The sequence below is a fragment of the Pyxidicoccus sp. M15 genome, assembly GCF_056858435.1.
The window spans coordinates 12,360,709-12,372,754 of sequence record NZ_CM166495.1 but is presented as its reverse complement, the minus strand read 5'-3'; the positions used below and the strand labels follow the sequence as shown (position 1 = coordinate 12,372,754).

At 71.9% G+C, this 12,046-nt stretch carries 12 protein-coding genes; 4 read left to right on the top strand and 8 right to left on the bottom strand.

Annotated features, from left to right (window positions below):
• Positions 1-258: 258 nt before the first annotated feature.
• Positions 259-735 (bottom strand): hypothetical protein, encoded by a 477-nt coding sequence (locus ACX9TP_RS46120; RefSeq protein ID WP_482977094.1) that lies wholly within the window; start codon positions 733-735, stop codon positions 259-261.
• 278 nt (positions 736-1,013) lie between these two features.
• On the opposite strand from ACX9TP_RS46120, the gene ACX9TP_RS46115 reads away from it, so the two are divergent.
• Positions 1,014-1,235, top strand: coding sequence for a hypothetical protein (locus ACX9TP_RS46115; protein ID WP_206723636.1), 222 nt, complete (start codon positions 1,014-1,016; stop codon positions 1,233-1,235).
• Positions 1,232-2,227: a type I methionyl aminopeptidase gene (gene map / locus ACX9TP_RS46110; RefSeq protein ID WP_482977093.1), complete on the top strand. Its 996-nt coding sequence runs from the start codon at positions 1,232-1,234 to the stop codon at positions 2,225-2,227. The genes ACX9TP_RS46115 and map overlap by 4 nt, the downstream gene beginning before the upstream one ends.
• Here the strand turns inward: map and ACX9TP_RS46105 are convergent.
• Both ACX9TP_RS46105 and ACX9TP_RS46100 read right to left on the bottom strand, forming a co-directional pair.
• Positions 2,214-3,125 (bottom strand): DMT family transporter, encoded by a 912-nt coding sequence (locus ACX9TP_RS46105; protein WP_482977092.1) that lies wholly within the window; start codon positions 3,123-3,125, stop codon positions 2,214-2,216. The two genes, map and ACX9TP_RS46105, sit on opposite strands and share 14 nt — an antisense overlap.
• Positions 3,122-3,484, bottom strand: a complete 363-nt coding sequence (locus tag ACX9TP_RS46100) for a DUF2917 domain-containing protein (protein ID WP_482977091.1) — start codon at positions 3,482-3,484, stop codon at positions 3,122-3,124. Before ACX9TP_RS46100 ends, ACX9TP_RS46105 begins: the two co-directional genes overlap by 4 nt.
• A 195-nt stretch (positions 3,485-3,679) precedes the next feature.
• Between ACX9TP_RS46100 and ACX9TP_RS46095 the strand changes: the two genes are divergently transcribed.
• A complete protein-coding gene (locus ACX9TP_RS46095; protein WP_482977090.1) occupies positions 3,680-5,116 on the top strand; it encodes an aminotransferase-like domain-containing protein in 1,437 nt (478 codons plus the stop codon).
• Positions 5,117-5,371: 255 nt separating this feature from the next.
• Here the strand turns inward: ACX9TP_RS46095 and ACX9TP_RS46090 are convergent, their stop codons facing one another.
• From ACX9TP_RS46090 to ACX9TP_RS46070, 5 genes are all read right to left on the bottom strand, one after another.
• Positions 5,372-6,766, bottom strand: coding sequence for a serine hydrolase domain-containing protein (locus tag ACX9TP_RS46090; protein ID WP_482977089.1), 1,395 nt, complete (start codon positions 6,764-6,766; stop codon positions 5,372-5,374).
• Between the two features lie 43 nt (positions 6,767-6,809).
• Positions 6,810-7,508 carry a hypothetical protein gene (locus ACX9TP_RS46085; protein WP_482977088.1) on the bottom strand — a complete coding sequence of 233 codons (699 nt, stop codon included), beginning with the start codon at positions 7,506-7,508 and terminating at the stop codon, positions 6,810-6,812.
• A gap of 494 nt (positions 7,509-8,002) precedes the next feature.
• Positions 8,003-8,650 carry a YiaD family glycine zipper/OmpA-like lipoprotein gene (locus tag ACX9TP_RS46080; RefSeq protein WP_482977087.1) on the bottom strand — a complete coding sequence of 216 codons (648 nt, stop codon included), beginning with the start codon at positions 8,648-8,650 and terminating at the stop codon, positions 8,003-8,005.
• 136 nt (positions 8,651-8,786) lie between these two features.
• Positions 8,787-10,631, bottom strand: a complete 1,845-nt coding sequence (locus ACX9TP_RS46075; RefSeq protein WP_482977086.1) for a metallophosphoesterase — start codon at positions 10,629-10,631, stop codon at positions 8,787-8,789.
• Positions 10,621-11,352: a cupin domain-containing protein gene (locus ACX9TP_RS46070; RefSeq protein WP_482977085.1), complete on the bottom strand. Its 732-nt coding sequence runs from the start codon at positions 11,350-11,352 to the stop codon at positions 10,621-10,623. Before ACX9TP_RS46070 ends, ACX9TP_RS46075 begins: the two co-directional genes overlap by 11 nt.
• A gap of 98 nt (positions 11,353-11,450) precedes the next feature.
• Between ACX9TP_RS46070 and ACX9TP_RS46065 the strand changes: the two genes are divergently transcribed.
• Positions 11,451-11,912, top strand: a complete 462-nt coding sequence (locus ACX9TP_RS46065) for an acyl-CoA thioesterase (RefSeq protein WP_482977084.1) — start codon at positions 11,451-11,453, stop codon at positions 11,910-11,912.
• The last annotated feature ends 134 nt before the right edge of the window (positions 11,913-12,046 follow it).

The window sequence follows — 12,046 nt, the reverse complement described above, 5'->3', positions numbered from 1 at the left end:
CAGGCCGGGAGCGTCACCGGGCTGCGCCTGCCTCGCCCCGGATGGAGCTCACAGGTCGGGAGCGTCACCGGGCTGCGCCTGCCTCACCCCGGGCGGAACTCACAGGTCGGGGAACGTCACCGCGTCGAGCCTGAGGGTGCGGTCTCCTTCAGCTTCCCGCAACTCCAGGGTGTAGGGGCCGAGGGCTCCACTCTTTTCGGCCTCCGCTTCCACGACGATGAGGACCTCGGCAGCGTCCCCTTCCGTGGGCTTCGATTGTCACACCTGGACGATGCGCAGCCGTTGGCCATCCGTGCCGATGAGTGACGCGCTCCCAGTCGACCAGGGCCGCTCGCTTCGGGAAGACGTCACCGTCAGCTTCACCGCGACCCATTTCACCGTACGGAAGCACCGGCCGTCAGTCAGCTTGAGGTCCGCTCCCGTGAAACGTGGAAGGGGCTTCTTCAGCCCGCAGGCGTGGACGGCCACCACGTGCGGGTGGCCGGCCTTGTCCAGCAGCAGGGTCAGCTCGCGCATCGCGCGAGGCTCGAAGGGCTGCCGCGCCAGCTTCAGCGCGAAGTAGCGCCCCGGGTCCTGGGGGGCCTCCACCTTGTAGGCCGCGCCGTAGCCGCCCGCTCCCAGCCGCTCGAGGAGGCGCCAGCAGCCACCCACCACCGTGCCGGGTGGCCGCGTCTCCGGGTTCACCTGGGAGATGTTCGTGGATATGACCTTGGGAGTCCCCTGTGAGGCAGTCAATCTGTCAGGTTGATGAACCCTCAGGGAGCCTTGCCGGATGTGGCCGGGCCCGGAGGCCCTGGCGACCCTCGCCGGAGGCACGCTTCGGGGCGCAAGACGCGGGGCCCTCCCCGGGCGTCCGGACGGGCCGTCCCCGAGGGGGCTGCCCCCGAGGGCGGGCGTCCGTCCGAGGGCCCGGCTCCGCCGGTGTCCTCCAGGAGGCGCCCGCCGGCGGGCTCCCGGAAAGAAGCCGTGCATGCGGAGATGTCTATGGGTATAGACAGGCCCACATGTGTCCCATGGTGAAGACCGAAGACCTCATCGACGCCCAGGGAGTGGCCGGGTTGCTGCGCCTAAGCCACGCCAACAGCGTCAGCACCTACCTGCGCCGCTACCCGGACATGCCGCGGCCGGTGCTGGACCTGGGCGCCGGCCGCCCCCGGCTCTGGCTTCGTCCCCAGGTGGTGCGCTGGATGCGCGCCCGCCAATCCGAGCAGCTCAGCGTTGGAGGTGAATCATGACCACCGCCGTTCCCCGTACCGCCCCCGCCGTCCTGCCCGGCCCCAATGACACCTGCTGGTGCGGCAGTGGCTCCAAGTACAAGAAGTGCCACCGTGGCGCCGACGCCGTCGAGGCTCGCAAGAAGGGGCCCGACGCCGCTCGCAAGGGCGTGCGTCCCGGCCTCGTCAGCCCGCGCCGCGACGTGCCCCTGCACATCCCCCGTCCGGACTACGCGGCGACGGGCCGGCCCGGGCGCCGCGCCAATGCCTCGGAAATCAACACGCCGGACGTCATCGCCCGCATGCGCCGCGCCTGCAAGGCCGCCGCCGAGGTGCTCCAGGAGGTGGCCTCCCACGTGCGCCCGGGCATCACCACCGACGAGCTGGATGCGATTACGCACGAGGCGTACATCAAGCGCGGCGGCTACCCGAGCACGCTGAACTACCACAACTTCCCCAAGTCGCTGTGCACCTCGGTCAACGAGGTCGTCTGCCACGGCATCCCCGACAGCCGCGCGCTGGAGGACGGCGACATCATCAACCTGGACATCACCATCTACCTGGATGGCGTCCACGGTGACTGCTCGGCCACCTACTTCGTCGGCAACGTGGACGCGGAGAGCCAGCGGCTGGTGAAGGTGACGCGCGAGTGCCTGGACATCGGCATCGCCGCGGTGAAGCCGGGCCGGCCCATCAGCGACATCGGCCGGGCCATTGAAGACCACGCCACGAAGAATGGCATGAGCGTGGTGCGCGCCTACTGCGGCCACGGCATCGGCGAGACGTTCCACACGTCCCTGCAGATTCCCCACTACTACGAGCCCGAGTCCAACACCGTCATGGAGCCCGGGATGATTTTCACCGTGGAGCCGATGATAAACCTGGGCGGGTGGGGCAGCCGGACGTGGGACGACGGGTGGACCGCCGTCACCTCCGACGGCAGCCGCAGCGCCCAGTTCGAGCACACCCTGCTCGTCACCGAGAAGGGCGCCGAAATCCTCACGGTGCCCTGAGCGGGGCTCCGGGCGCGGGCAGCCGCTGGATGCGGCTGCGCGCGCTCGCGAGCACGCAGCCCACCACGAGCAGCGCGGCGCCCAGCGTGCCGCGCCCCACCTCCTCGCCGAGCAGCAGCGCGGACCAGCCCAGCGTGAGCAGTGGCTGCAGGAGCTGAATCTGGCTGACGCGGGCCACGCCTCCCAGGGCGAGGCCCCGGTACCAGGCGAAGAAGCCGAGGAACATGCTCACGCCCGAGAGGTAGGCGAAGCCGGCCCAGGCCCGGGGGCTGGCGTGCAGCAGGCGCGCGTCGAGGTCGAGCACGACGAAGGGCAGCAGCACCGGCGCGGACAGCACCAGCGCCCAGCACAGCACCCGCCAGCCGCCGAGCTCCCGGGACAGCGCGCCGCCCTCGGCGTAGCCCACCGCGGCGGCCGCCACCGCGAGGAGTACGAGCCCATGCCCCGACATGGACCCGCCCGCGCCCTGCGCCGCCGCGAAGGCCAGCACGGCGGCGAGCCCCGCCGCGCTCACCAGCCAGAAGGTGAGGGAGGGGCGCTCGCGGGCGCGGAACACCGCCGCGACGGCGGTGGCCGCGGGCAGCAGGCCCACCATCACCGCGCCGTGGGCGGCGGGCATGTCGCGCATGGCCAGCGCGGAGAGCAGCGGGAAGCCCACCACCACCCCGGCCGCGATGAGCGCGAGCCGGGGCCAGTGGCGCCGCTCGGGGAGCCGCTCGCGACGCACGGCCAGCAGGATGCCCGCCAGCACCGCCGCCACCAGCGCGCGCCCGAGTCCCACCACCATGCCGCCGAGCTCCGGCACGGCGGCGCGGGTCGCGGGCAGCGTCAGGCTGAAGGCGAGGACTCCGAGCCCGCCGAGCAGGAGCCCCTCGCGGGTCCTCGATTGTTCCGTCATGGCGCGCAGGCCTCCGGTGCGTGAGGCCGCGCCGCCCGCGCGCCCCCCGCCAGCCACCGCGAGAGGCACAGGCTCGCGGGCCGCAGCGCCTGCACCACCACGTGCCCGGGCGCGTCCACCTGCACGGTGTCTCCGGGGCCGAGCACGTAGTCCGTCGCGTCCCCCTCACACGTGAGCCACAGCTGCCCACCCGCGCAGGTGAGCGCCAGGTGCTCGCCGCCGTGCAGGTGCGCGCTCCAGATGGCGCCGCGCTTCAGGCACAGCGTCCCCGCGCTCCCGTCCCCGCGCGCCCCGCGCCCCAGCCGCTCCGCCAGGGCCCGCATCCAGTCGTGAATCGTGAAGGTGGGAGTCACCGTCATCGCCGCCTCCTCCTGTGGCTCGCAACATGCGCCCGGCGGGAAGAACGGAACAGATTCAGTGGATTGAGATTGTGACCGGTACAGTAGAAGGTGGGAGAACTGTATCGGTCACTGTGCCGGTGAGCTGTGTCTGTTACGCGGGACGCGGGCCGGGTACCGATGACAGCCGGGAAGCGACACACCCGGGGAGGACACATGGGCGCGCTGGCACATCGACCGAAGCTGTACGAGCAGGTGGCCGAGCGGCTGGGAGAGGCCATCGCCGCTGGCACGCTGCGGGCGGGGGACCGGCTGCCGTCGGTGCGGCAGCTCAGCCTCCGCGAGCGCGTGAGCATCTCCACCGTGCTCCAGGCGTACCTGCACCTGGAGTCCGTCGGCCTCATCGAGACGCGCCCGCAGTCCGGCCACTACGTGCGCCGCCGCGAGCGCCCCCGGCTCGCCGAGCCGCTGGTGTCCCGGCCCGTCGCCGCCGCCACGCCCGTCACCGTCAGCGCGCTGGTGGCCCGCGTGTACCGCTCCGCGCGCGATTCACGCCTCGTGCAGTTCGGCACCGCGTCGCCCGCCCCCGAGCTTTTGCCCACCCGGCGGCTGTACCGCGAGCTCAACGCCCTCACCCGCGAGGCGGGCGACACCGGCATCCTCTATGACCTGCCCCCCGGCTGCCCGGAGCTGCGCCAGCAGCTCGCCCGGCGCTCGCTCGACTGGGGCTGCGCGCTGTCTCCCGAGGACTTCATCACCACGTGCGGCGCGTCCGAGGCCATCAACCTGTGTCTGCTCGCCGTGGCGCGTACCGGCGACACCATCGCGATTGAGTCCCCCGCGTACTACGGCACGCTGCAGGCGATTGAAGCGCTGGGGCTGCGCGCGCTGGAGATTCCCAGCAGCCCCCGCACCGGCATGGAGCTGGACGCGCTGCAGGCCGCGCTGGAGCGGCGGCGCGTGGCCGCGGTGCTGGTGGTGCCCAGCTTCAGCAACCCGGTGGGCAGCTGCATGCCGGAGGAGCACCGCAAGCGGCTGGTGGCCCTGCTCGCCGAGCGCGACGTGCCCCTCATCGAGGACGACATCTACGGCGATCTGCACTTCGGCCCGGAGCGCCCGCGCACGTGCAAGGCGTTCGACACGACGGGCAACGTGCTGCTGTGCGGCTCGTTCTCCAAGACGCTCGCCCCGGGCTTCCGTGTGGGCTTCGTGGCCCCGGGCCGCTTCCGCGAGCGCGTGGAGTTGCTCAAGTTCTCCCACACCGTGGCCACCGCCACGCTGCCGCAGTTGACGATTGCGCGCTTCCTCCAGGAGGGCGGCTACGACAGGCACCTGCGTGCCCTGCGCCGCCGGCTCGCCGCCCAGGTGGAGCGCATGGCCGAGGCCGTGGCCGAGCACTTCCCCGAGGGCACCCGCGTGGCTCGACCCCTGGGCAGCTCGCTGCTCTGGGTGGAGATGCCTCCGCGCGTGGACGCGTTGGAGTTGCACGCGAAGGCGCTGGAGGCGGGCGTCAGCATCGCACCCGGGCCCATCTTCTCCGCGCGGCCGGACTCGTACCGAAACTTCATCCGGCTGAGCTGCGGCCACCCGTGGACGCCCCGAATCGAGGGCGCCGTGTCCACGCTGGGAAGCCTCGCGCGCAGCCTCGCGTGATGCCGCCGTCCGTGCCTGCTGCGGCCGCATCCGCTGTGCCTGCTGCGGACGTATCCGCTGTGCCTGCTGCGGACGTACCCACTGCGCCTACTGCGGACGTAGCCACTGTGCCTGCTGCGGACGTACCCATTGCGCCTACTGCGGACGTAGCCACTGCGCCTGCTGCGGACGCATCCGCTCTGCCTGCCGCGGACGTAGCCACTGCGCCTGCTGCGGACGCATCCGCTGCGCCTGCCGTGGCCGCATCCGCTGGGTCTACTGCGGACGCATCCGGAAGGACGACAGCCGGTCGTCCGACGCGAGGCTCACTCCGAAGCGGAAGGTCTTCTCCCCGAAGGTCACCAGGTACGTGTACACGCGGTCATCGCCCAGCGTGCTCCGCTCGACCAGCACCAGCCGCCCCGGAGGCCCCAGCTCGCTCAGCAGGCCCTGGTACAGCTTCGCGCCTTCCGGAAAGAAGCCCGCGCGGACGTACGCGAAGTCGGCCGGCGCGAGCTTTCCTTCACGGGCCTTCTCCAGCAACGCCGTGATTCGCGCCGTGATTTGCGGCTCGCGGTCCTCGATGGGAGCCAGGGCCGGCGGGGCGAGCGCGGGATGGATGAGGGCGACAAGGCCCTCCGCGAAGCGCGAGGGGCTCGCCATCGCGGAGTTGGTCAGCACGACGACGGAGAAGCCCTCCCCCGGGTAGCGGCCGAAGTAGCTGGTGAAGCCCTGCCAGGCGCCGGTGTGCTGGTGCAGCGGCTTCCCGCCGCGCTCGTCGAGCTGCCAGCCAAAGCCATACGGAAACGTGGCGCCGCTGGTGAGGGGCGCGGGCGTGAGGATTTCCCGCCAGCTCTCGGGCTTGAGGATGGCGCGCGCCTGGACGGCCGCGTCCCACGCGAGCATGTCCCGCACGGACACATACATGGAGCCGTCCGCCGTGGTGTTGAGCGCGGGCGCCACCCACTCCTGGTTCTTCAGCGTCCCTTTGACGAGGCGGTAGCCGGCCGCGCGGTGGGGGATGATGTCCTCCTCGCTGATGATGCGCGCCGTCGTCATGCCGGCGGGCTTGAAGACCTTCTCCCGCAGCACGTCGCCGTAGAACGTGCCGGAGACGCGGTTCACGATGATGCCCAGCAGGACGTAGCCGGTGTTGCTGTAGCTCCAGCGCGAGCCGGGGGCGAACTCGAGCGTCAGTGCCTGGGCGAAGCGCGCGAGCTCCTCGTCGGTGTAGTCCTTCCGGTAGTCGAGCGTGCCCTCCAGGTCCGGCAGGCCGGAGGTGTGGTTCAGCAGGTGCCGCACGGTGATGCCGCCCCACGACGCGGGGGCCCCGGGGAAGTACTTCGTCAGCGGGTCCGAGAGCTGGAGCTTCCCTGCCTCCACCTGGAGCATCACCGCCATCGCGGTGAACTGCTTTCCGAGCGAGCCCGCCTGGAAGAGGGTTTGCGGCCCGGCCGGCACCTGATGCTCCAGGTTGGAGAAGCCATACCCCTTCGCCACCAGGATTTTGCCGTTCTTCACGATGCCGATGCCGACGCCAGGAACGTTCTGCCGCGCCAGCTCCGCGCGCACGAAGGCATCGATGCGCTCGCGGAGCGGGGCCGGTGCGGCGGCGGAGCGGCTCGCGGTGAGGCCGAGCAGGAGGACGGAGAGCAGGGCGAGACGGTGCACACGGACTCCTTCAGGAAACGGGCAGCGGAATGGGAAGAGGGTGTCAGCGGGCGAAGAGGAGGCCCGCGCCCTCTCGGGCCGCGCGGTCCACCGCGTGTGTCACCGCGTCCAGGGCGACGGCGGGTCGTCCCCGGCTCGCGAGCGACAGCCCCCGCTGGAGCATGGAGGTGAAGCGGGCCATGCCTCGCACGGGCGTGTAGCCCGGTGGCCCGCCCAGGTGCTCGCGCAGGTCCTCGCGCACCTGCTTCACCTCGGTGGCCGTCCAGTACCCCAGCGAGGGAACCTTGCGCTTGAGGCCGATGCCCTCGCCCACCGCCATGCCCGGCGCTCGTCCCCAGACGAGGTGCCGCCAGAGCTGGCGCGTCCGTTCCGGACAGGCCGAGCCGATGACGGCCTCCGCCGCCTGGAGGTCCCGGTCATCCGGCTTCCGGTCCGTGGCGGGGAGGAGCGCGTCGGCTGGCCCAGGCTCGGCCCGGACCAGGAAGTCGGACAGGTCATCGAGCAGGTCCACCACCGCGTCCTGGAAGCGCGAGGGAAGCCGGGCCAGCGTCGGCGCCCCGTGCTGGAGGAGGTGGTCCACCAGGTCCACCACGGGCTGGAGGTCCTCATCCAGCTCCTGCTCGTCCGCGGGCGCATTCGACGTCCACTCGTGGATGAACCATGCGCGGAATGCCGTGAGCCGCTCTGGGGTGAGCAGGCCGGTGAGGCCCTCGGGCGGGGTGAGGAAGAAGCAGACGTCCATGGCCTCCTTCTACTCCGGACGCGGAAGGCCGGGGACGTCCGGGCTTCAGGCCGACCTCATCCGAGACGCGGCCGGTCCCCGCGCCCGGTTCCCCGGAAGGCCGGGCACGCTCGGACCTCACGCCGGTCCCATCCGAGACGCGGCCGGTCCCCGGCGGAAGCGGAAGGAACGTTCCTTCCGCCGATATGCCGCTCGGGGGCCCGGAAGGAGCGTTCCTTTCGCGGGCATGCCACGCGGGAGCGCGGAAGGAGCGTTCCTTCCGCGGGCATCCCGCTCGGGCACGGAAGGAGCGTTCCTTCCGCGGGCATCCCGCTCGGGCACGGAAGGAGTGTTCCTTCTGCGGGCATGCCGCTCGGGAGCGCGGAAGGAGCGTTCCTTCCGCGGACATCCCGCTCGGGCCCGGAAGGAGCGTTCCTTCCGCCGACATGCCGCTCGGGAGCGCGGAAGGAGCGTTCCTTCCGCGGACATCCCGCTCGGGAGCGCGCGGTGGCGCATCAGCCCGCGCGGGTCGCCTGGGGCATGTCGATGTGCAGCTCGACGCGGCGGTTGGCGGTGCGGCCCTCGTCGGTGGTGTTGGGGGCGACGGGCTCCGTCTCGCCCTGGCCGAGCACCACCATCTGCCGCTCCTCGACGCCGCGCCCCTTGAGCACGCGTGCCACCGCGTCCGCGCGGCGCAGGGACAGCGACTCGTTGAAGGGCTCCGTGCCCCGGCTGTCCGTGTGGCCTTCGATGGTGAGGCGGTCATCCGGGTACTTCGCGAGGATGTCGCCAATCTGCGTCAGCTGCGCCACCGCGGCCGGGGTGAGCACGGCGCTGTTCGTCTCGAAGAGCAGCTCGCTCTGGAGGTTCAGCAGCAGGCCGTGGTCCGTCTTGCGCGTCTCCGCGACCTTCTCCAGTTCCTGCGCGCGCTTGTCGAGGTAGTTGCCCACACCGCCGCCCACGGCCGCGCCCGCCGCGGCGCCCACGGCCGCGCCCTTCCAGCCACCGGCGATGGCGCCCGCGCCCGCGCCCGCGATTCCGCCCACGGCCGCGCCCGTCGCCGTCCGCTTCCCCGGGGTGGCGCAGCCCGCACCCAGCAGCGCCGTGGAGAGGAGCACCGCCGTCGCCGTCTTCCGAACCGTCGCGTTCTTTCGAGTCGTCACGTGAAGCCTCCTTGTCTCTGGGTTGGAAGGTCCCAAACGGTGGAGATTCACGTGACACATGGGGAGCCCCGGACGGCTGCCTGCTATCCAGGCATCGCCTGCCCCTCCGGCCGTGGGGCAGGCAGCCCGGCTTCGGCTACACGCGGATGGGCGGCTCGATGAGCACCGGCGCCGTGGCCTTCGCGTCATCCGGGTCGAAGGCGGGCGCGTAGGGGCCCGCGTGCGTCGCCTTCCACTGGCGCGGCACGCGCTCCACGCCCACCGGGTACACCATGAGGTGCCCGTCCTCGTTGATGTGCAGGCGCAGGAAGTTCTTCCAGTCCGGCAGCGCCAGCGAGATGAACGCCTCGTTGGAGTGGGCCCCGAAGAAGTTGACGCTCAGCCACAGGTACAGCCCCATGACGAACGGGCCCACCAGGAAGCCGAACAGGAAGGTGAAGCCCGAGGACAGGAGGAACTTGCCCGCCAGGTGCGCCCAGCCCGCCGTGCAGTGGAGCCCGTCCGCCGTCAGGTCCGGACACACGCCCAGCACGCTCACCGTGAAGTACGTGGCCGCCCACGCCGTGAAGAACGCACCGAAGATGTGGCCCAGTCCGTGGAGCGTCCCCGCCAGCGTCCGCCACTTGCCGAAGTGCGAGTCCGCGAAGCCGATGAGCCCGCCGATGGTCGCCAGCCCCAGCACCAGCGTCCATGGCCGGCTCACCATGCTGTTGGCCACCGCCATCACCACCTTCGGCAACTGCGTCAGCCCCAGCGAGCCCACCTCCGCGTACGCCGCGAGCGCGAGCAGCAGGTAGAGCCCCCCCGTTAGCAACCCGAAGAGCGGGCTGTAGCGGATGAGCAGCAGGTTCTTCCGCGCCAGCTTCCGCGAGGTGCGCTCGTCCGGGAAGCTCTTCTGGAGCGTGTAGCCGTCGCGCAGCACGTGCGCCGCCGGAGCGTGCGTGGGGTGCAGGAAGGCGCCGCCTCCGCCCGCCGTGATTTTCTGCCGGCCCGCGGCGTCCTCGTGCCGGCGGTAGTGGTGCAGGTCCCCGGCGAGGAAGATGCTGATGCGCCGGCCCAGCACCTTCTCCTGGAGGTACTCCAGGTTGTTCTCCAGGTAGCTGCCCTTGCGCCGCGCGGCCGCCGCGAGAATCCACGCGGGCTCCGCGTTGCAGAGGATGACGCGGTCTTCCGGCCCCATGTGCTGGGCCACCTCGCGGAAGTACTCCACCTGGGGCACGTCGATGTCGCTGTTGAGCTGCACGTCCGTGCCGATGAGCCACCAGCGGTGCGGCAGCTTCAGCGCGAAGTAGCTGCGGCTCTGCCGCGTGCGCCGGCCCGCAATCCACCGGTTGGCGCAGAACAGCCGCATGAAGGCGGACAGCCCGTCGTACCAGTCGTGGTTGCCCGGAATGACGAACAGGTCCGGGTTGGGCGCCTGCGAGCGGCGCATGGCCGCCTCGTAGGGCTGCACCAGTCGCTCCTCGTAGACCTCGCGGCTGGCCCCCGGGTACACGCCGTCCCCGCCGAACACGAGCACCCGCCCGCGCTTCGTCTCGTATGGCTCGCCCCGGTTGATGCCGCGCACGGGCAGCGTCAGCCGGGGCAGCGCGAGCAGCCGCGCCATGGTGTACGTGGAGTTCCACCCGTCACCCGTGTCCGCCACGTAGTCGAGCCAGAAGTCGCCCTCGGGCAGCGTCTCCTGTGAGTAGTCGAAGTAGGGGGCCTGCGGCCGCACCACGGCCTCGATGAGGCGGTGGTCCGCTCGCGCGCCGAACACCGCCGCCACCAGCGCGTCCAGGCCCGTGCGCAGCAGCTGCGCCGGGTGCAGCCAGCGCACCATGTCCGCGCGGTGGCGCGGATGCGTGGCCATGCCGCTGTCGGAGATGGGCAGGCCCTCGCGCGGCGACACCGGCTGCAGGCGCTCGGCCACGGGGAGGGCGGGTGAGGAGCCGGTGGGCTCGTCCTTGCGCGCGGCCGCCGTGTTCCGCTCACCGGCCATGGGGGGCGTTCTCCCGGGGGCCCTGCGTGAAGCGCTGCTCGGGGCCGGGGCCGGCGTACACCTGCACGGCCCTGAACGTCGGACCCGGCGACACGCGCGCCGAGTGCTTCGCTCCGGCGGGGATGTAGACGGCGTCACCCTTGCCGACGCGCAGCTTCTCTCCGGAGACGGTCATCTCCGCGGTGCCTTCCTCGATGTAGAGAATCTCGACGCTCGTGTCGTGGATGTGCTCGGGGACCTCGCCGCCGGGCTGCAGCTCCAGCAGCGTGACGGATGCGGCGGTGGCGCCCGTGGACGGGTTGAGGAGCAGCGTCGCGCGGCCCTTGCCCCCGGCGATGATGTGGCGCGGGGCCTCCGAGGTGGGCACGCGGTAGCGCACGGTGGGGGTGGCGGGGTTCGCGGGTGCGCCCGGCGCGGGAGCCTGCGTGGCGGGGTTCGCGGGCGCGGGGGCAGACGACGCGGCGGTTGCGCTCGTGGGGGCTGACGCGGGTCCGCCCGGGCTCGCGGGTGACATCGCCTGGGGGGGCGCTGCCGTGGACGCGGAGGCGGGCGCGGGGGCCATGGTCGACTGAGGCGCCGTCGCGGTGGGCTTCACGGCCGCGGGGGCCGGCTGGGGCACCTGTGCGGCGGGCTTCGCGGACGTGGGCGCCGGCTCGCGGGCCCAGGACAGCGCGGCGGTGCCGGTGACGGCGAGCACGGGAATCAGGAGGCGGGAGCGCATGACCCCCGTGAATTATCACGACGGTGCCCCTTGTCTGGAGGGCAGGCAGGCGCGGTTCTCCGTTCCCTGGACGCCCGGCCTGGGGCACCCTGGCCGGCATGTCGCACGCCCCCCTCAAGGACTTCCCCGTGGTCGTCCCCTTCACGCTCCACTGGAGCGAGATGGACGCCTTCGGCCACGCCAACAACGCCCGCACCTTCACCTGGTTCGAGTCCTCCCGCATCGCCTACTTCGCCCGCGTCGGCCTCACCGGGCCCTCGGGCGCGGGGGAGGACCGGACCCCGGGCGGCATCGGTCCCATCCTCGCCGCGACGAATGCGGAGTACCTGCGCCCCGTCGTCTTCCCCGCGCGCCTGCTCGCCGGCACCCGCGTCAGCCGCATCGGCACCTCGTCCATCACGATTGAGCACGCGGTGGCGGGCGAGGAGGACGGCATTCTCTACACCCGGGGTGGCTGCGTCATCGTCACCTTGAAGTACGGCACCCACGAGAAGGTCCCCGTCCCTGCGTCCATCCGCGCCGCCATCGAGGCGCTGGAGGGGCGCTCCTTCGGACCGTGAAGCCCGGGCTCCACCGCGAAACGCCCGGGCCCGCGAGGGACGACGCTGGCCCGGACGTGAAGCCCACGGTCCACCGCGAAACGCCCGCGTGCATGTGGCAGGTGCGCGCCCGGCCATGAGTGGTAGGACACGCC